Raw genomic sequence first — 21,259 nt, 5'->3', positions numbered from 1 at the left:
CTTTTCTTTAAAACCAATTTGAATGAGGAATTACATTGCACTCCTGCTTGTCGGGCTTATCGCGCTGGCATGTGCAAAGAGTAAGCCGGCGGGGCCGGCCTCCCGGACGCCGGCCGCTGTTAAGGCCGGCGCTTCCAAAGGCCGCAGGGCCGAAGTATTGTTCCTGGGGCACAACAGCAAGCACCACGATTCGGGCAAGTATGCGCCCTGGCTGTCCATCAAGCTGTTCAAAAGCGGCGTTAACATGTCGTACACGACCGATCCCAACGATATTAATCCAGAAAACCTGGCTAAATACGACGGACTGATCATCTACGCCAACCACGATTCGCTTTCGCCCTCGCAGGAAAGCGCGATGAAAGCGTTCGTGGAAGGTGGAAAGGGCCTCATCCCGATCCATTCGGCTTCCGGCTGTTTCAGGAATTCTTCCTGGTATATCAAAACAATAGGCGGCCAGTTCGCCTCCCATAAAACGGATTCATTTAAAAATACTATTCTAAAACCGGAACACCAGGTCATGAAAGGCATTACCGCCTTTCAGACCTGGGATGAAACTTACGTCCATAAAAACCTGAACCCCGACAAAACCGTCCTGGGCGAGCGCGTGGATGGCGACGTGCACGAGCCTTACACGTGGGTGCGCAACGAGGGCAAAGGCCGCGTGTTTTACACTGCCTACGGCCACGAGGACAGTACCTGGACAAACAAAGGCTTCCTCGACCTCGTCAGAAACGGGGTCTTGTGGGCGATCGACGACCAGGTACAAGCGCAAATCGCGGCGTTAAACCTGCCAGAGGTGGACATTTACAACTCCGACACTATTTCGCATTACACTAAACGGCACGTGGTGCCTAAAATGCAGGAATCGCTTTCGCCGGCCGAATCCAACAAGCTGACGCAGATCCCACCTGATTTTGAAATACAACTTTTTGCCTCCGAACCCGACATTACCAACCCGATCGCGATGTCGTGGGACGAGCGCGGGCGGCTCTGGGTAGTGGAATCAGTCGATTATCCCAACACATTCAAGGAAACCGACGGTGCTTCCAACGACCGTATTAAAATTTGTGAGGATACTAATGGCGACGGCAAGGCCGATAAGTTTACCGTCTTCGCCGACAAGCTGAACATTCCTACCAGCATGGTATTTTCCAATGGCGGCGTGATCGTATCCATGGCACCGGATTTTGTGTTCCTGAAAGACACCAACGGCGACGACGTGGCCGACGCGCGCGAGGTAATCATGACCGGCTGGGGCAAGAACGACACCCACGCGGGGCCGTCGAATCTCCAATATGGTTTTGATAACAAAATCTGGGGCGTTCTGGGCTTTTCCGCATTCAATGGAACCATCGATGGCAAGAAGATGAGCTTCTCACAGGGCCTTTATCATTTCAAGCCGGATGGGAAAGAGTTTGAATACCTCGGGAGTAGCAGCAACAACACCTGGGGGCTGGGCTTTACAGAGGATAACAACGTATTCCTGTCAACTGCCAACAACACGCACAGCGCATTCTTTTCGATGCCGGGGAGATTAATGCAACGCACATTAGGCGAAGAGCAACCTTCGGTGCAAGCCATTCAGAAAATCGACGGGCATTATGATGCGCACGCCGTTACGCCTAACCTTCGCCAGGTCGACGTGGTAGGAGGTTTCACTTCCGCGGCAGGCCACCATTTTTACACAGCCAGAAATTATCCGAAAGAATACTGGAACCGCACTGCGTTCGTCGCCGAGCCGACGATCCGTTTGGTACACAAGGCTAATCTCGAACCGGATGGTGCCGGTTTCAAGGAAAAAGATGGCTGGAACTTCATGGCCAGTTCCGACGAATGGTTCGGACCCGTGCAAGCAGAGGTAGGTCCCGACGGCGCGGTTTGGGTGGCCGACTGGTACAACTTCATCATCCAGCACAATGTTTTCGTGCCGGCGCAATCGCCTTCGAAATTCATCCTGCCGTTCGAAGAACAACCGCACGGCCCCGGCAATGCATTCAGCAGCCCCATGCGCGATTTGAACCATGGCCGTATTTACAGGATTGTCTATAAAAACGGCCAAAAATCGCCGGCAATAAAACTCTCCAAAGATGATCTGCCGGGATTGGTGGCCGCATTGGAAAACGACAATATGTTCTGGCGAATGACCGCGCAACGCTTGCTCGTGGAATCGAAGAAGCTATCGGCGCTGCCGGATTTGTACAAGATCATTAATAATCCAAAAGTCGATGAAATTGGATTGAACAGCCCCGCTGTACATGCATTATGGACATTGCATGGCCTCGGCGTATTGGATGGGTCGAATACGGAGGCGTTGCAAGTGGTAAGCAAAGCGCTGAGCCACCCGGCAGCGGGTGTGCGCAAAGCGGCGGCAAGTGTGCTGCCGAAGCAGGAGCAGAGTTTCGAAATACTCGAAAAAAGCATGAAGGATGCCAACCTGAATACCCGGCTGGGCGTATTTGTAGCCATAGCGGAGCTGCCGTCCTCCGAAAAAGCAGGCGCCGCCATTTACCAGGCATCCCTCGATGAGCAGAATGCCAAAGATCCATGGCTTTCACGGGCCATTCTTGCCGCGGCCATTCAACACGAAAAAGGCTTCCTGGCAGCAGCAGGCAAGCAATCGCAGCCATCCGCATTGACTGCGCAGGTCACCGAGGCGCTAAGCAGAGAAGTTTATCCATTAGGACGAAGGAACACGCTGCAATTCCCTCCGGATGTTTCAGGCAAGGAAATCACCATCCGCGCTACCATTACCAAAGGCCGCGATCGTGCATTGCAAGGCTTCATCGCAGGGCAGGGCGGAAAGGACGGCGGTTATGCATTGTACATTCAGGATGGAAAGCTGATCATGGCCGTAAAACAACACGGAATGCTGAGCCAGGCGACCACCACCGGCACATTGCCCGACAAGTTTGATGTAGTAGCAAGTCTTACGCAAGGCGGTAACATGCGCATCGAAATCGACGGAAAAGAAGCTGCGACGGGCAAAGCGCACATGCTCTTCAATGCACCGCTAAGCAATTCGGTGCGCTCCGGCGAGGATATGGAAGGTGAAGACAGGATAGGGGATTATGAAGGCCGGTTCGGGTTTGTGGGTAATTTTCAAAAAGCATCCCTCGAACTGAACCGACCGAACGAGGGTGGCAGCAATGCCGTTACTTCTGCCAAATTGGTTTCGAAAACGGGCGCTTCCAGTGCCACCGTAATCGAGCTGAAAGTCGAAAAGGAGATCATGCAATATGACAAAAAGCTGATTACCGTAAAGGCGGGGCAGAAAGTGGTGATTAACCTTGAAAACCCGGACGGAATGCAGCATAACTTGCTGATCGTCAAACCGGGTACGTTGCAGAAAGTAGGTAAGGCCGCGGACGAACTTCTCACTAATCCGAAAGCCGCTGAAATGCAATATGTTCCGAAAATCCCGGAAGTACTGTTTTCGACAAGATTGGTCAATTCGGGTGAAACCATTACGCTGGAATTCACTGTGCCAAACGAGCCGGGCGATTATCCGTATGTGTGCACATTCCCCGGCCACTGGCGCGGCATGAACGGCATCCTGCGCGTGACGAAGTGATCAGTGATTTTGAACCGCTACGACCCGCCGCGCATAAATTTAAAACTCATAAATTTTAACACATAGACTCGAAATGGCCCGTTCAACCTTGAAAACCATTGCCGCATTATTGCTTCTGTTAGCCATGATTTCCAGTAATGCAATGGCGGAAAGCCCTGGAAAGAAAAAGGCGATCCGCGTGTTGCTCGTAGGCGGCGGCGCCTCCCACGATTTCGACCGGTGGTACAAACAGGAAGATGTGCAAACACTCCGGAAAGGTGGCCTCGCAACGGTGGAATACACCAGCGATCCGTCGACTATCCTGGCGAAGCTGAAAGACATCGACGTGCTTTACCTGAGCAACAACCAGCCCATTGCCGACGAAGCCACCCGCAAAGCCATTTTTGCATTTGTGGATGCCGGTAATGGCCTGGTACTGGCGCATCCCGCGCTTTGGTACAACTGGGCCGACTGGCCGGAATACAACCAGAAGTTGGTAGGTGGTGGCTCCAAAGGCCATGATAAATATGGGCCGTTCGAGGTAACCATTACGCAGAAACACCCGGTAACGAAAGGCGTTCCAACAAGCTTCAAGCTGGACGATGAGCTGTATTATTTCAAACCCGATGCAGCCGGAACGCCCATTGAAGTGCTCGCGACGGCCAAGGCTGAAACTTCCGACAAAGTTTTCCCAAGCATTTTTATTGTGAAATATCCAAAAGGAAGGATAGTCGGGATCGCATTAGGGCATGATGCCAAGTCACATACCATCGAGCCATACCAAACCATCCTGCGCAATGCCGTAGAATGGGCGGCCGGCCACTGAGCACGTGAGGAGGAACCCGGCGCCGCAGGCTCAAAAAGAAACAAATCAATCCATTTCTTAACCCCAGGCTTCAGCCTGGGGCCTTTAAACAAAACAGCAATGAGCGACAAGCAAATCACAGTAGTTATCGTGGGTATGGGTTTCGGGAAGGAGTTTATCCCCATCTATCAAAGCCACCCGAACATCAAGGCGGTGGGGATCTGTACCCGCAGCAAACAAACCCGCGACGAGCTGACTGCCAAGTTCAATCTCGACCCTAACCTGGTTTTCGAGCATTTCGAAGACGTTCCCAAGCGCGACGACGTGGACGCGATACACGTGGTAACGCCTGTGCCCGACCACGCACGCATGACGCTCGCATCCCTTAATGCTAACAAGCACACCGCCTGCACGATCCCGATGGCGATGACCGTCGAGGATTGCAAAGCGATTGTGGAGGCCAAACGCCGCTCGGGCAAAGTATATATGATGATGGAAACCGCGCTCTATACCCGCGAATTCCTCTATGGATTGAACCTCGCGCAAACCGGCCAGCTCGGCCGCATTCAGTTCGTGCGCGGCTCGCACATCCAGGATATGAGCATGGAAGGCTGGGGCGAATATTGGAAAGGATACCCGCCAATGCTGAATGGTACCCACGCCATTTCCCCGCTTTTGAAAATCAACAATACCATTGCTGAAACCGTGGTTTGCCATGGCTCGGGTCGGTTGAGCGACGACCTTGCCAGTCGCTATGGATCACCATTTGCCGTTGAAACAGCCACCTTTACATTGCGTGGTAGCGACGTGGTGGCCGAAGCGACCCGCTCGCTCTTCGATGTGGTGCGCCAGTACCGCGAGAGCTACGATGTGTATGGCACCAAAATGTCGTTCGAATGGGAGCAGTTACAGGACGAGGAGCATGTGGTGTTCGATGGCGGCGAAAACGCGTCGCGCATCAATGTGCCGGATACGGATGAGCTCCTGATCGAACCTATCAAACATTTTACCAAACGCGAGAAGATCGACGACCCGAACCACGTCTCGTTCCTCCAAGGTGCTGGACACGGCGGCTCGCACCCGCATTTGGTGCAGGAATTCGTGGCGGCGATTGTCGAAGGCCGCGATTCGGCGGTGGACGCGGCATTGGCCGCTAACTACACCTGCGCGGGCATTTGTGCGCATGAGTCGGCCATGAAGGGCGGGATTCGTGTGGACGTGCCGAGTTTTGATGAATAATTAACCTTAAATAAAAAGCCAGGCCTAAAAACCTGGCTTTTGGCTAAACCTGAACCCTTATGTTATTCGGAGCCAGCACATTTATCTGGGTATCCCCGTTTTCGACTGCAAATATCGACCTGCTCACTAAGGTCAAAAACATGGGTTATGACATTGTAGAAATAGCCGTGGAAGATACCCGCATTATCGACTGGAAACTCATCAAGGACGCCGCCCGCGACCTCGACCTGAAAATCGCCATCAGCGGTGCATTCGGGCCGGAACGGGACATTTCCAGTACCAATCCCGCATTCCGTGAGATCGGAAAGCAGTACATTATCGACTGCATCCGCATTGCTCAGCAAATGGGCAGTCCCGTATTTGGCGGGCCGGTATATTCGGCCGTCGGCAAGACGCGCATTGTTTCGGAAGAACAGAAAAAACAGGAGCGGGCGTGGTGTGTGGATATTTTAAAAGAAGTAAGCCAAATCGCAGGCGATTGCGGGGTAACGCTCGGCTTGGAACCCTTGAACCGCTTTGAAACCGACATGATCAATACGGTCGATCAGGCGCTGTCGATTTTGGAAGAAGTAGGAAATCCAAATCTGAAAATCGTGCTCGATACCTTCCATTCCAATATAGAGGAAAAAGATATTCCCGCTTCGATCAGGAAAATCGGGAAAGATCTGCTTTGTCATGTACAAGGGAACGAAAGCGACCGCGGCACGCCAGGCACCGGCCATTTGGAGTGGCATGGCATTCAGGGAGCGCTTGCCGATATTGGCTACGACGGCGCGGTAGTGATCGAAACCTTCGGACAACCCTCCAAAGAACTCGCGCGTGCAGCCTGCATCTGGCGACCCTTGGCCAACAGCGCCGATGAGCTGGCCGAAGAAGGGCTCGCTTTTTACAAGAAACTTTTTGTTCCAACACATTCCATCGTCAATGCGTAAGATCCTGTTTTTTTTCTTGTCAATGGCTGCGGTAAACCTGCAAGCACAGGTTCCCGTAGATTTAAAAGGTTTTGACAAGAAAAGCGGCGTCCAGGCGACCGTCGGCGAAGCTATGCTGAGTATCGAATGGCCCGCTGGCAATGCGGAGACCGCAAAGGTTTCCATTGATTTGAACAAAACAAACCCGCTGATCGGCAGCTTGGGCGTTGGTACCAAAGAAAAACAATACACCATCGCCCGCAACCTCGATCCGGCCATTATCCTCACGGTAGGCAAGCGCGACCTTGTTTCGCAAAATGGCTGGAATATTTTCTTCGATAAAACAGCTTACCAGAAATACCAGAGCTATGCCGTTAAGCTCGAAAAAACCGACGTAAAAGTGGTCAGTAGCGGCTCGCGAACCGAAATTACCGTCAACGGTGCCAAAGCCGGCCCGTTCTCCGGTTCCATTCAATTTACATTATACAATGGCAGCCCGTTGATGAATGTGGCCGCGGTAATGTCGACGAACGTCGATTCGCTGGCTGTGATTTACGATATCGGCCTAACATCCCGCGACACGCCCTGGGAGAAGCTTTTCTGGGCCGATACAGAGGATTACATGCGGAATGTGGCGGTTGCCAAAATGGATACCGTTGAAATGATGGCCGTGAAATACCGGACGATCATCGGGCAGGGTAAGGAAGGCAACCTGGCCGTTTTCCCGGCACCACACCAGTATTTTTATCCGCTGGATAATTGCTATAACCTTGAACACATCTGGTATGGCGAGAATTATCGCAATCTGCTTCCGGGTTTTGGGATCGGCATTCGTCATGATTTGCTCGGCGACCGTCGCTGGGTGCCGTGGTTCAACGCACCGCCGGGAACGCAGCAACGGTACAATTTCTTCTGCTTGCTAAGCCGGGAGAAGGATGGTAAAGTGCTGGAAAATGTAAAAGCTTTCACGCATTCGGACAAATACGAGCCGCTTCCAGGCTACTACACGATGTCTAGCCATTTCCATCAGGAGCATGTGGACGATGTGCTCACGCGTAAGCCTTTGCCGGATATGCCTGGTTTTGTAAAAGCATTCAGGAATACGGGTGTAAACATTGTGCATTTGGCCGAGTTCCACGGGCCGGGTAGCCCACGCGGACCGGAGGCTAAGCGCTGGCCGGAGCTGAAAATGATGTTCGCGGAATGCGCACGACTTTCGGGAGGAAATTTCCTGTTACTGCCGGGCGAGGAGCCGAACAATTTTTTCGGAGGGCACTGGATGAATATCTTTCCAAAACCGGTGTACTGGCTCATGTCGAGAGAAAAGGATCAGCCTTTTGTGGAAGACCATCCGGAATATGGCAAAGTCTACCGCATCGGTAGCAAAGACGAAATGCTGAAATTACTGGAAATGGAAAACGGCCTAGCCTGGACGGCACACGCGCGCACGAAAGGCTCCACCGGCTTCCCCGACAAGCATAAGGACGAGGCATTCTTCAAATCCGATCGTTTTCTCGGCGCGGCGTGGAAAGCAATGCCGGCCGATTTGTCGCAACCGAAATTGGGCAAACGCGTGCTCGACCTGATGGACGATATGGCGAACTGGGGTTACAAAAAGAATGTGCTGGCCGAAGCGGATCTTTTCCGCATTGAGCCTAATTACGAATTGTATGGCCATTTAAATGTCAATTACCTCCAACTCGACCAGCTCCCGCGCTTCGAAGACGGCTGGCAGCCTGTACTCGACGCCATGCGGAAAGGGAAGTTTTTCGTGACGACGGGAGAGGTGCTGATTCCGGCATTTAGAGTAAACAATGCCGTGGTAGGCGAAATGGCTAAGCCGGACGCGAAAGGGAATGTAGAGATCAGCCTGGATGCCAAATGGACTTTCCCGCTTAACCGTGCCGAGGTGATTTCAGGCGATGGCAAAGAAGTTTTTCACGACATGATTAATTTGAACGACACACAGGCATTCGGTCAGAAGAGCTTTAAATTTACCCAAAACCTGAAAGGCCGGAAATGGCTAAGGGTAGAACTCTGGGATGTGGCGGCCAATGGCGCATTTACCCAGATTATCTGGCTGGAATAACGATATTAAACCAAATCTGAAATGATCAGACCACTCTTATCACTACTTATTTCCTTTTTGCTGACCGGCCCCAGGCCTGGCGATAAGGAGTACAAGAACCCGGTTTTTGAACCCATTCTGGCCGATCCGACGGTCGTGAAGGCGGACGACGGCTGGTTTTACGCCTATGGTACGCAGGACGATTGGGGCGATGGCAACGGCTCCCGTCTGATTCCGATTGTCCGGTCCAAAGACCTTGTGCATTGGGATTATGTCAAAGAAGCATTTGTTGCAAAGCCTGCCTGGAAGGAAAAAGGAGGCATCTGGGCACCGGATGTAGTGAAAGTGAATGGCAAGTACCTCATGTACTACGCCTATTCGACTTGGGGCGATGTCAATCCGGGTGTGGGACTCGCGATTGCAGATTCGCCAACAGGCCCGTTTATGGATCAGGGGAAACTGTTCAATAGCGCAGATGTAGAAGTTCCAAATTCGATTGATCCGTTTTACCTCGAAGCTGACGGTAAAAAGTATGTTTTCTGGGGCAGTTTTAGCGATAAGCCTACGCAGGGTACTTATGGGGTGGAATTGTCGGCCGACGGCAAATCGGTACCTGACCTTTCCAGGAAATTTAAAGTGGCGGCGGGTGATTTCGAGGCCGTAATGATCCAGAAAAAAGGCGAGTACTACTATTTTTTTGGTTCGAAGGAAAGCTGTTGTGAATTCGAGAATAGCAAATATCATATCCGGGTAGGGCGTTCCAAAAGTATTTTTGGCCCATTTCTGGACCAGGAAGGGAAAGACTTGAAAGAACGCGGCACGGGTACCATTCTGCTCCACGGCAACGATCAATATGCGGGTCCGGGGCACAATGCAAGATGGGTAACCGACGATGCCGGCAACGACTGGCTGCTTTATCATGCCATTAGTAAAGCTCAGCCAAGGGTATCCACTGGTGCCAATCGTAGGGTACTGATGCTGGACAAACTGACCTGGAAAAATGGCTGGCCTGAAATTTCCAATGCGGAGCCAAGCTTAGAAAATCGGCCTGCACCTCTTTTTAAATAACAAAACCAATTCTTATACCTGATGAAATTGTTAAAAACGACGATCTGGGCTCTTGCGGCCTGCCTCATGTTGCAGAACTGCGCCAAGAAGGCAGACGAGAAGAGAGAAGAAGCCCCAGCACAGGAGCAAACCGCCGCCGGTCGCGAAATATGGACCAAAGAGCAAGCCAAGGAATGGTATGCCAAACAAGGCTGGCTTGTAGGCGCCGATTTCCTGCCTAGTACGGCCATCAACCAGCTCGAAATGTTCCAGGCGGAATCTTTCGACACTGCTACCATTGATAAGGAACTTGGCTGGGCACAGAACATTGGCATGAACACCATGCGTGTGTACCTGCACGACCTGCTCTATCAGCAGGATTCCGCAGGATTTATCAAACGGCTTGACACATTCCTGAACATTACCAAAAAACACAATATCAAACCTGTGCTGGTGCTGTTTGATTCTTGCTGGGACCCGTTCCCGAAACTGGGCAAGCAGCGCGATCCTAAACCGGGTGTTCACAACTCGGGCTGGGTACAAAACCCAGGTTTCGATGCATTGAAGGACAGCACACAATACCCGCGTCTGGAAAGATATGTGAAAGGCACCGTTGCCGCATTCGCGAACGACGACCGGGTGTTGATGTGGGATATCTGGAACGAGCCTGATAACACCAACAACAGCTCGTACGGTAAAGTAGAACTGCCCAACAAAGTGGATTACGTGTTGCCGCTTATGGTAAAATCTTTCGAATGGGCACGTTCGGTGAACCCGTCGCAGCCGCTCTCATCGGGTGTATGGGCTGGCGACTGGTCGACTCCGCAGACTTTGAAGCCGATCGAAAAAGCGCAGATCGAGCAGTCGGATGTGATTACGTTCCATAATTACGAAAACGCGCAGGAATTTGAGAAGCGCATCAAGTGGTTGCAGCAATACGACCGCCCGATGATCTGTACCGAGTACATGTCGCGTGGGAACGGCAGCTTTTTTGAAGGTTCGCTCCCGGTTGCCAAAAAATACAATGTAGGTGCCATTAACTGGGGCCTCGTGGACGGTAAATCACAAACCATTTACCCCTGGGACAGCTGGAAAAAGACCTATACCAAAGAGCCGGACTTGTGGTTCCACGATATTTTCAGAAAAGACGGAACGCCTTACAAGCAGGCTGAGGTTGATTTGATTAAGAAGTTGACCAGTGAGAAGAAGAGCTAGTAGTTAATAATGAAAACAGCCCGGAAGTGATTCCGGGCTGTTTTCATTATTGTTCCTGTTTATTTCGTATTTGATTGTAAGCCGATTCCAAAAGGGTCTCCATGAAGAACCTATTCACATCCTTGCCTAGTTCTTCTGAATTGGCATATAAACCTTTGAGTGGCTGCGGTTTGAAGTCGTGTGTTTTCTTTGCTTGTGTCTTCATCTTGATCATGTTTAAATTAAAAATCGACTGGTAACGAAGAAAAATTGATAGGGCTGATTCGGTTCAAAAGGCTCGCGCTTTCCGTTATCGCTTCTGACTCCCCAGATCATGTATTTTCCCAAAAACTTATCGAGATCTCGTGAGATCGCAATTCTGTACAATCGGGTCTTAGCATCGGTATTTCCCGTAAAACCAACAATAGCCCTCGGGTTAGCCGTCGTAAAAGTTTCGATTGTGTTAAATACAGTTGCCATGGTAGGTTTCACGTCCGCATTGCTATTATTGATACGCGCCGAGAGTTTCCCGTCCCACTGGACTTCTGCTAACGTCAGGGAATACAAAAAGGGAATCTCGGTCTCTTTGTAAAGTATCGCTTTATGGGTCGCGGTATATCCAATACTCAGAAAGTCAAATCGGCAGCCCTCTTCAAGAACTTTGACATCATAAACAGGTTGATCCATAACATAGTGGTGTAATATCCGCAAGGATACAACTTTCTTAAAACGCTCTCCAAATCCGTTTATCAGGCGGTTACTTTATTTTCGAAAACGCCGGCAAGGGTAAACTTTCGCTTTTCAACCGGCGGAATCGTTCCGAATGAATATCTTCACGGCCTGAATTCTTAACCCCATCTTATGAAATTAACACATTCCCGGATGACGTCGTGGCTACTGGCGGCGGTCATGCTTTTGCCGCTTGCGGTAAAGGCGCAGAAAAAGCAATCCAAACCCAATGTCATTTTTATCTACGCCGACGATGTCGGTTACGGCGACCTCAGTGCATATGGCGCTACCAAAATCAGTACGCCTAACCTTGACCGCATTGCGAAGGAAGGCATCCGCTTCACGAACGCGCATGCGAGCTCGGCCACGTGTACGCCCTCGCGCTTCGCGCTCATGACGGGCAAATATCCCTGGCGGCAAAAGGGTACGGGCGTGCTTCCCGGCGATGCTTCGCTGATCATCCCGACCAACCAGCTGACATTACCGACGATCTTTCAGAATGCAGGCTATAAAACCGCCTCGGTCGGCAAGTGGCATCTTGGCCTGGGCGAAACCAACAGGCAAATCAATTGGAATAAGCCCATTACCAAAGGCCCGAATGAAGTGGGCTTTGATTATGCGTTCTTCTTTCCCGCAACCTCGGACCGCGTTCCGACGGTTTTTGTTGAAAACCACGACGTGCAGGACCTCGATCCGACCGACCCTATTGAGGTTGATTATTCCAAAAAGATCGGCAGTGAGCCGACAGGTCTCGAAAATCCTGAATTGTTGAAATTGCCCGCTTCGCCAAATCATGGACATAATAATACTATTGTGAACGGTATCGGTCGGATCGGCTGGATGACGGGCGGTAAGCAGGCCCGCTGGACCGACGAAGAAGTCGCACACGTATTCCTAAGCAAGGCCGAACAATTCATTGAAGACAACCGCAAAAGCCCGTTTTTTCTCTATTTTTCGCTCAACGACATTCACGTTCCACGAATGCCGAGCACGCAATTTAAAGGCAAAAGCAAAATGGGACTGCGAGGTGATGTGATCCTGCAAATGGACTGGACTGTAGGCGAGATTTTGAAGAAACTCGACGAACTTAAAATCGCAGATAACACGCTGATCATCTTTTCAAGCGACAATGGTCCGGTACTGGACGATGGCTATGCCGACCGTGCCGTAGAACTGGCGAAAGGCCACAGCGCGGCTGGCCCGCTGCGTGGAGGCAAGTACAGCGCATTCGAGGGTGGTACCCGCGTGCCCTGGCTCGCGCGCTGGCCACAGGCGATCAAGCCGGGTACGGTTTCGGATGCGTTGATCTGCCAGATCGATATGATGGCTTCGTTCGCGCATTTTTTTCAGCAGAAAACGGAAAGCGAGGAGGCTGTCGATAGCTTTAACGTAATGGATGCCATGTTGGGCAAAAGCCAGACGGGACGTAGCTGGTTGATCAAGCAGGGTGGGGCACTTTCGATTACCCAGGGAAATTGGAAGTACATCGAGCCGCGTGAAGGTAAGGCGGTTGCCGAGCTTACGAATATCGAGACGGGGGCTAATCCGAAACCTCAGTTGTATGATTTGAGTAAGGATATTGGGGAGAAAAACAATGTGGCCGACAAGTATCCCGCGAAAGTGAAGGCTATGGCCGCGGAGCTTGAAAAAGTTCGGGAGGCTGGAAGGAGCCATTGAAAAATTTACTTCTACAACCTGTTACCATTTCAAACCTTCAACGTCTAAATGCATAAACTCCTAACCGGTTTATGCTAAAAAAATACTTTACCTCCGTATTCGCGCTGCTGGCATCAATAGCCGGCAGCGCCCAAACCATCTACTTCCATCAGGATTTCGACCAAACTACGGGCCTGATCAACCCACAGCCTGATACCGGTCAGTTCAGCCACGTCATTCTTACCGCTCCGGCGCTGTCCTACCACAAATTCCACAAAGGCTACATGGAGCTCACCCGCAGCCGGCTGGATTCGGCAACGGGGGGGATTATACGTGCTATGCGAGCCACGCCATTCAGTCCCAACCCCGAAACGCTGATCGTTCGGATCACATTCAGTGTTGAGGGCATTCAGGCTCCGGCATTGAATGCGTTGTATTTTTACGTCGGTGAAGATTTCAATCCTGTCAACAATTCATTTCCCGGCAATGGGCTGATGTTTGCCAAATGCTCGGTGAACTTTCTGGAAGATGGCTTCAATATCAAGGATCTCGAAACGCGGCAGGTTAGCAAAACTTATCCGGAGAAAAAGCAGGTTACACTCACCTGGGCCCTGAATAACTCGGGAAAACCTTTCGTATATCATGTCAATGCCGCTTCCGCCGAAGAAACCGCGCAGCCGGGCACCTACGATCTTTGGGTAAACGACGAACCCATCTCGCGAAACACGAAAGCCTATCCCGGCACATCGCCCTATTCCGAAACCAAACTTTCGAATTTCGAAATACGCTTCCGAAATGGAGTGGGCAAGGTTCGTATCGATGGAATATCGATTGATAACGGGAAACCGGAACCGATTGCGCATCATACATTCATCGCTCCCAATCCGGCTAGGAGAGATCATATCACACTTTCGGCCAAAGGGGTAAATGCGGCCTCAATTCGTCTGATCGGCGTAAATGGGAAGGTGCTACCTTTAAAAACGGTAACCGAAGGCCCGGATAAATTAAGCCTGAAACTGCTGAGCCCACCCGCCTCCGGTATTTACATTTTGCAATTTCAAAGTCAGAATGGTAAAAACCAGGCACTTAAAGTGATGATCGAGTAGTAGTTGCGATAGGACGATAACCTGATTCAATTAAACTAATCTTGTAAAATAAATTGAGTTTGCGGTTAAGTTTGACTTATTTAGTCGTCCCTTTCAACAAGTTATGAATTCAAAGTCCTCTTTTCCGGAAGATCGCGTGCTCTGGCAGGATTTCCTGGCGGGGGAGGTGCGCGCGTTCGAAAAGCTGATGTCCGATAATTTTCGCCTGCTTTTCCGCTACGGAAGCAAGTTTTCCAAAGACCGCGAACTCGTAAAGGACAGTATTCAGGACCTCTTTATGATATTGTGGGAAAAGAGAGATAACCTTAGTCCCGACGCGGCTGTGAAGCCCTATCTGATGGCGTCGCTCCGGCGGCTGATGCATCGGCAGGTATCGTCGCGCACCTGGGTGGGCGGGGAGGCATTGCAGGACGAGGACGATTATTTCGAGATCGAATTTTCGGTGGAAGACGACTACATCCGCAACGAAGCGACTAACACCCGAACGCTCCAATTGCAGAAATTGCTGAACGCATTGCCCCGGCGGCAAAAGGAAGTGGTATACCTCAAATTTTTCCAGGAGCTCAGCCGGGACCAGATCGCCGAGGTGATGGCCGTGTCGCCGCAGACGGTTTCTAACCTGCTCCAAATTGCAATCCGGCATCTGAAAGCACATTGGAAAGCGGAATTTCTTATATTTTTTCTACTGCATTTTCTATTCTAATCCGCGGATCAACAGCTGCCTTATCTGTTTTTATTCTTTTTTGAAGAAATAATTTAAAAATTGTTGGTATCTGGCGCCCGACCTTGTCTATACACATTTAGACACAATGAACTGGTATGGACCGCTACAACGATTTTTCTGTTGAAGACTTTGTCTGGGATGATTTCTTTCGCCAATGGACATTGTCGCCCACCCCTGAAACCGATGCGCTTTGGGACGACTGGATTGACGCCAATCCCGAAATGCTCGAAAAAGTGGAGCAAGCCAAGGCCATTGTGCTTTCCCTGCGTCTGCACGAGCCTGAGATCGGCGATGCGGAAATTAATCAGGTCGTGAAACAGACGCTTGGCCGCATTACCGAAGCCGGTGACGAGTCCGCCCGGACTTCGCGTCGGTTGATACCGGCATTTTCCATTCCCTGGATGCAGTTTGCGGCTTCTGTGGCATTGATCGTGTTGTTGGGCTGGGCGGTGTATTCTGTGACGATCAGGCCGGATGAAAAACCGCAGCTCGGGCAGCAGAACGGCATGATCGAGCATAGCGACGCATTAACGGAAAAAATCAATTCGAGTTCCCAAACTATTGAGATTGCATTAGCGGACGGCAGTAAGATCAGCCTCGCGCCGAAAGGCCGCATTCGCTACCCCGAACAGTTCGACGGAGAGCGGCGGGAAGTTTTTTTGGAAGGAGAAGCGTTTTTCGACATCGCCAAAGATACTGACCACCCGTTTCTTGTTTATGCCAATGGATTGGTTACGAAAGTTTTGGGTACCAGTTTTCGCATTAAAGCTTATGGCGATTCCCGGGAAGTGACCGTAGAGGTGAAAACCGGAAAAGTTGCCGTATTTGCTCAGTCGGACCCGCATTTGAAAGAGAAAGTGGCCGACAAGCAGTTGCAGGGAGTAGTGCTTACCCCGAACCAGAAGATCATCTACGCCCGCAACGAGGTCAAAATGGTGAAAACGTTGGTCGAAAAACCTGAAATGGTAGTTTCCAAAGCCGAAATACCCCAGTTTGAATTTGAAGATACACCTGCCAGCGACGTTTTCAATACCATCGCCAGGGCCTATGGGATCGATATTATTTATGACGAGGCATTATTGAAAGATTGCCCGCTCACGGCACACCTCGACAACCAGACACTGCACGACAAGCTCAACATTATTTGCAAGGCCGTAGAATCCAGTTACGAGATCGTCGACGGCCAGGTGATCATCCACAGCAAAGGATGCCGGAATTAACAAGAACAATCACGTAACCCTTTAAAACAGAACAGAAGAAACAGAAAGTTTATCCCAAAAGAAGAGCCGGCAATGTTCCCGCATCACCGGCTCCGAAAATTCCCTGACAGGTTGGTCGCCATTTTCCTCCCGAAGGAGGCAGGGAGCGTTTTGCCAAATTTCTCATTCTACAAAACAATCAAATCTATGAAAAAACCTTTAAAGTACCGTAGGGTATTACTGTGGACCATGCGAATGACAGCTACTCAACTCATGCTTGCCTTGGTGTTTATCGTCGCGGGTTATGCACGTGAAGGTAGTGCGCAATCCCTTCTAAGCCAGAAAGTGTCGGTGACAGCGAACGGCAGTGAAGTGAAGAAGGTACTCAGCCAGGTGGAAAAGCAGGTGGACGTACGGTTTGTTTTCAGTTCCAAACTGATCAAATCGGCCCGGAAAGTGACTGTTTCCCTCAAAGATAAACCCCTTTACGAGGCGCTCGACCATATTCTGACGCCGCTAGGGCTCGATTACGAAGTATCGGGCAAGATCATCATCCTCAGAAGAATAGAAACTACCTCGCCCGATGCGCCGGCCGCGCAGCCATTACCGGCTAATGCACCTAAACGGGCGGTTTCAGGCAAAGTGCTCGATGGCGATTCGAATACGGGGCTACCCGGGGTGAGTATTGTCCTGAAAGGAACACAAACTGGAACGACCACCAACCCCGAGGGGAATTTTCAGCTCGAACTTCCCGAAACGAGCGCGCCTAATTCGGTACTGGTTTTCAGTTTTGTAGGTTATAAATCGCAGGAAATAGTACTCGGAAGCCAGACGGAACTGACGATCAGTATGGTTCTGGAAGACAAATCATTGCAGGAAATTGTCGTGATCGGTTATGGCCAGATCAAGAAAAGCGACCTTACCGGCTCTGTTGCTTCCATCAAATCATCGGAACTAAATGCCTACCCGGCTACCAACCTCGTGCAATCGCTCGCGGGGCGCGCGGCGGGTGTGTATGTGTCGCAGAATACGGGCGCTCCGGGCAGTTCTATCAGCGTGCGTGTGCGGGGCACGAACTCCATCCAGGGTAGCAATGAGCCTTTGTATGTAGTGGACGGTTTTCCCTATTCAGGTAATCCGACATTGCTGAATAATGCTGATATTGAATCGATTGAAGTTTTAAAAGATGCTTCGGCAACTGCTATTTACGGTTCGCGCGGGGCTAATGGCGTGGTGCTCATTTCTACTAAAAAAGGCAAGGCTGGTCGCGTGAGCGTAGACTATGACGGTTATTACGGCGTGCAAACCATCCGTAAAAAGCTGGATTTGATGAATGCAACCGAATATGCCAACTTTTACAATGAGCAGGCGGCCAACGACGGACTGGCACCGCATTTCACGCCCGACCAGATCGCAGGGTTCGGGAAAGGTACGGATTGGCAGGATTTGGTGTTCCAAAAAGCACCCGTTCAAAACCATGCGCTGACGGTGAGCGGCGGTAACGAAAAGACCCGTTTCTCGGTAGCAGCCAGTAATTTCAGCCAAGACGGGATCGTGATCGGCAGTGACTATGTGCGCAATGCATTGCGCATAAACCTCAGCTCGGACATCGGCAAGAAGTTCAAATTCGACCTCAGCTCCCTGCTAAGCCGCATCGATTCCGACCGTAAGAATTCCGAAAGAGGAAACCGCGGCGGAACGCTCATGTCGGCTATGCTCTCCGGCTACCCTACCATCACTTCCACGCTTCCCGATGGTAGCTATTCGAAACTGGCCGAGGCTTATGCCTGGGGCTCTAATGTGATTACCAACCCTTTGAATTATCTCTATCAGTATTCGGACGTAATCCGGTCCAACAAAGTGCTGACCAACGGCGCCATTACATTTGAGCCGGTTAAAGGTCTGGTGATCAAAACAATGGCCGGTATCGAAAGCACCGATGACCGTACCGATACTTACACGACCACCAAGTTTGTAAACTCGAAAGGCACCGCAGCGGTGGGCACGCAACGCGTGACAAGTCTTTTGAGTGAAAATACCGTGAGCTATCTCAAAGACTTTGGCAAGCACAGCGTTTCGGCCGTGGCAGGTTTTACTTACCAGGATTATACTTCCAATTCGCTGAATGCCTCCGGCAGCGGTTTTATAAGCGATAATCAGGAAACTTACGATATCGGTGCAGCTGCCACGCAAACAGTACCAAGCACTTCCTACTTGAAATGGTCATTGCTTTCCTACTTGGCGCGTGTTAACTACACTTTTAACAGCAAAATATTGGCAACGGCCAGCTTTCGTGCGGACGGGTCGTCGCGGTACAGCGCCGGGCAGAAATGGGGCTTTTTTCCGTCGGGAGCGCTTGCATGGCGTATGTCTGAGGAAGAATTTATCAAAAACATTCCTTTTATCTCTGATTTGAAACTCCGGGTTGGATATGGAGAAACGGGTAACACGTCCATTCAGCCCTACTTTACATTGAACCAGCTTGCTTCGGGGCAGGTCGTGTTTGGCGATGCATTCATGACTTCCTATGCGCCCGGAACCCGGCTCGCGGGATCTTTGAAATGGGAGACCACGGCCCAGACTGACTTCGGTATCGACCTCGGGCTTTGGAATAACCGCGTCAATGTCACGGCCGATTATTATATCAAAAACACCCGCGACTTGCTGAATAACGTGGCGCTGCCGTCATCGCTCGGATACACATTTACCATTCAGAATATCGGAAAAATTCAAAACAAGGGTTTCGAATTCGGTGTGAATGCGACTGTGCTGGAAGGCGCATTTAAGTGGAATGTGTCGACCAATTTGTCCATTAACAGAAACAAAGTTATGAAGCTCTATGGCGGAAATGACATCCTTGGGCAGACAATCGGTGCGGCTGTGAACGATAATGTGAATATCCTTCGTGAAGGTTACCCGCTCGGGTCGTTCTATGGTTATGTGGAAAAAGGGTATGACGAAAAGGGTTTCATCGCCTACGAAGATTACAATAACAGCGGCAGCCGCGACGCCGGAGACAAGCGGATCATCGGTAACCCGAACCCCAAGTTTACCTACGGTTTCAACTCGAATATGTCATTCAAAAACTTTGAACTGACATTCTTCGTCCAGGGATCGCAGGGGAACGACATCTTTAACCTCAGTGCCCAGGGACAAGGTTACGACTACGGGCAGGCGCTCAATATGCCACGCGAAGTGTACCTCAACCACTGGACGCCGCAGAACACCAACGCCAAATACCCGATCATCAAAACCTCCTCACAGGCGCAAATGTCGAACCGTTTTGTGGAGGATGGCTCGTATCTCCGCTTCAAAAACATTCAGCTGAGCTACAATCTGCCGGTAGCCAAGCTGCATATCAAATGGATGAAATACGGGCAACTGTATGTGAGCGGTCAGAACCTGATCACATTGACCAAATACTCGTGGTACGATCCGGAGGTCAACTCTTACGGAGGCGGCAATTCGATTGTGCAGGGCGTAGACCACTACGTTTACCCTGTTGCCAAAACCACCACGGTAGGGCTCAGAATTGGGTTTTAAGGGTCAGTTTAATCACCGGTTAAAGAAATCATCATTATGAAAAAGATATTCACCAGTTTGTTTTTGGCGGCGGTTTGCATGGCTTGCTCGGATATTCTCGAAGAAAAACCAAAGTCGCTTGCCTCCGAGAATTTTTATAATACCGCCGCGGAAGCCAAGGCTGCGGTTAACGCCATCTACGGCCCGATGCGAACGGACCCTGCATTGTCGACCAACTATCCTGCCCAGCTGGAAGGGTTGGCCGATTATGGTAATTCGAGAGGTACCCAGACGCCTGTGAGCTTGTATCAGGGGCTGGATAATACGAACATCAACCGCGTCGCGACGATCTGGGACAACTTCTACCAGTCGATCCGGAATGCGAATCTGGTCATCGCCAATGTGCCGAAAGGAACGGGCATGACGGATGCGGAAAAGGCTTCATTTGTGGCGGAAGCCAAATATATGCGTGCGCTCATTTACTTCGCGCTCGTGCGCAACTGGGCGGGCGTGCCGTTGCGCACGGAAGAGAATATGACCGAGCCCGACATTCCAAGGTCGAGCGTCGATGATGTGTACAAACTGATCGTTGCGGATGCATTGGTGGCTGAAAGCGGGCTGCCGGATAACCCGTCGGAAATAGGCCGCCCTACCAAATGGGCCGCTAAAACGCTGCTTTCGGAAGTTTATATGTACCTCGCACAATGGCAGCCATCGAGCGCGAAGGCGAAGGAAGTGATTGATTCCAAAAAGTATTCGCTGGTGGCGGTCTCCACTTCCGAGGATTTTCAGAAGATCTACGGTCCGGAGGTCGTGAATACGAGCGAGGAGATTTTCTATTTCAAATACTCGCGTCAGCAGGGTTTCGGGCTGGTGAGTTATGCCCACCGCAAAATCGGTCAGTACAATTACTACGGCCCGGGCGGTGTGTACGCCCAGTATACCGATTCGGTTTCCAATCCTGTGATCAAAAACTGGGATTTCAAGGATTTGCGTAAAAACCATATCCTTTACAATGTGGATATTGGCCTTGGTACTACTTCTATGTTGTTCCGCAAATACCGCGATCCGTTGGCAACCGGCGGCGCGGGTAACGACTACCCGTGGTACCGCTATGCCGACTTGCTCCTTTTCCACGCCGAAGCCGACGCCCGCGCGAACGGGAAACCCACGGCGGAAGCCCTTGAAAGCTTGAACAAAGTACACCGCCGCGCCTACGGCAAGCCAGCGGATGCTGTATCAACGGTCGATTTCAAACTCGCTGATTTCACATTGCAAACCTTTATCGACAAGGTGGTGCAGGAGCGGGGCTATGAAACCATGTACGAAGGCAAGCGTTGGAACGACCTGAAACGCCTTGGGATAGCCAAACAGCGCATTCTGGAAGTAAAGAATATCGTGGTAGCCGAAAAGCACATGCTATGGCCGATCCCGAATTCCGAGATTTTGTATAACAAGGCAATTACTGCCAAAGACCAGAATCCAGGTTACTAAGCATTTCATAATCAT

The 21,259-nt window shown here is 50.9% G+C and carries 15 protein-coding genes; 13 read left to right on the top strand and 2 right to left on the bottom strand.

Annotated features, from left to right (window positions below):
- Positions 1–22 precede the first annotated feature (22 nt).
- The 7 genes from IEY24_RS17305 to IEY24_RS17275 all read left to right on the top strand — a co-directional run bounded on the left by IEY24_RS17305 (position 23) and on the right by IEY24_RS17275 (position 10,835).
- Positions 23–3,571 (top strand): PVC-type heme-binding CxxCH protein, encoded by a 3,549-nt coding sequence (locus IEY24_RS17305; RefSeq protein WP_188934305.1) that lies wholly within the window; start codon positions 23–25, stop codon positions 3,569–3,571.
- A 73-nt stretch (positions 3,572–3,644) separates the two neighbouring features.
- Positions 3,645–4,376 (top strand): ThuA domain-containing protein, encoded by a 732-nt coding sequence (locus tag IEY24_RS17300; protein WP_188934303.1) that lies wholly within the window; start codon positions 3,645–3,647, stop codon positions 4,374–4,376.
- A 99-nt stretch (positions 4,377–4,475) separates the two neighbouring features.
- On the top strand, positions 4,476–5,594 hold the full coding sequence (locus IEY24_RS17295; protein ID WP_188934301.1) for a Gfo/Idh/MocA family protein: 1,119 nt from the start codon (positions 4,476–4,478) through the stop codon (positions 5,592–5,594).
- A 59-nt stretch (positions 5,595–5,653) separates the two neighbouring features.
- Positions 5,654–6,526 carry a sugar phosphate isomerase/epimerase family protein gene (locus tag IEY24_RS17290; RefSeq protein ID WP_188934298.1) on the top strand — a complete coding sequence of 291 codons (873 nt, stop codon included), beginning with the start codon at positions 5,654–5,656 and terminating at the stop codon, positions 6,524–6,526.
- Entirely contained in the window at positions 6,519–8,594 is a 2,076-nt protein-coding gene (locus IEY24_RS17285) for a CehA/McbA family metallohydrolase domain-containing protein (protein WP_188934296.1), read from the top strand. The genes IEY24_RS17290 and IEY24_RS17285 overlap by 8 nt, the downstream gene beginning before the upstream one ends.
- 21 nt (positions 8,595–8,615) lie before the next feature.
- Complete coding sequence (locus IEY24_RS17280; protein ID WP_188934294.1) at positions 8,616–9,641, top strand: family 43 glycosylhydrolase; 1,026 nt, start codon at positions 8,616–8,618, stop codon at positions 9,639–9,641.
- Positions 9,642–9,662: 21 nt separating this feature from the next.
- Complete coding sequence (locus IEY24_RS17275) at positions 9,663–10,835, top strand: cellulase family glycosylhydrolase (RefSeq protein WP_188934292.1); 1,173 nt, start codon at positions 9,663–9,665, stop codon at positions 10,833–10,835.
- A 46-nt stretch (positions 10,836–10,881) separates the two neighbouring features.
- Here IEY24_RS17275 and IEY24_RS17270 read toward each other — a convergent pair whose 3' ends face one another.
- Both IEY24_RS17270 and IEY24_RS17265 read right to left on the bottom strand, forming a co-directional pair.
- Positions 10,882–11,040, bottom strand: coding sequence for a hypothetical protein (locus tag IEY24_RS17270; protein WP_188934290.1), 159 nt, complete (start codon positions 11,038–11,040; stop codon positions 10,882–10,884).
- An 11-nt stretch (positions 11,041–11,051) separates the two neighbouring features.
- Positions 11,052–11,501, bottom strand: a complete 450-nt coding sequence (locus tag IEY24_RS17265; RefSeq protein ID WP_188934288.1) for a DUF6934 family protein — start codon at positions 11,499–11,501, stop codon at positions 11,052–11,054.
- Between the two features lie 174 nt (positions 11,502–11,675).
- On the opposite strand from IEY24_RS17265, the gene IEY24_RS17260 reads away from it, so the two are divergent.
- From IEY24_RS17260 to IEY24_RS17235, 6 genes are all read left to right on the top strand, one after another.
- Entirely contained in the window at positions 11,676–13,220 is a 1,545-nt protein-coding gene (locus tag IEY24_RS17260; protein ID WP_188934286.1) for a sulfatase family protein, read from the top strand.
- Positions 13,221–13,291: 71 nt separating this feature from the next.
- Positions 13,292–14,305, top strand: coding sequence for a T9SS type A sorting domain-containing protein (locus tag IEY24_RS17255; protein ID WP_188934284.1), 1,014 nt, complete (start codon positions 13,292–13,294; stop codon positions 14,303–14,305).
- Between the two features lie 103 nt (positions 14,306–14,408).
- Positions 14,409–15,008 carry an RNA polymerase sigma factor gene (locus tag IEY24_RS17250; protein ID WP_188934282.1) on the top strand — a complete coding sequence of 200 codons (600 nt, stop codon included), beginning with the start codon at positions 14,409–14,411 and terminating at the stop codon, positions 15,006–15,008.
- A 116-nt stretch (positions 15,009–15,124) separates the two neighbouring features.
- Positions 15,125–16,249 (top strand): FecR family protein, encoded by a 1,125-nt coding sequence (locus IEY24_RS17245; RefSeq protein WP_188934280.1) that lies wholly within the window; start codon positions 15,125–15,127, stop codon positions 16,247–16,249.
- Between the two features lie 186 nt (positions 16,250–16,435).
- Entirely contained in the window at positions 16,436–19,771 is a 3,336-nt protein-coding gene (locus IEY24_RS17240) for a TonB-dependent receptor (RefSeq protein ID WP_308420605.1), read from the top strand.
- A gap of 36 nt (positions 19,772–19,807) precedes the next feature.
- On the top strand, positions 19,808–21,244 hold the full coding sequence (locus IEY24_RS17235; protein ID WP_188934279.1) for a RagB/SusD family nutrient uptake outer membrane protein: 1,437 nt from the start codon (positions 19,808–19,810) through the stop codon (positions 21,242–21,244).
- Positions 21,245–21,259 lie beyond the last annotated feature (15 nt).

This window comes from Dyadobacter endophyticus (assembly GCF_014641595.1).
Lineage (GTDB): Bacteria > Bacteroidota > Bacteroidia > Cytophagales > Spirosomataceae > Dyadobacter > Dyadobacter endophyticus.
This window is presented reverse-complemented; position numbering and strand designations above follow the sequence as displayed.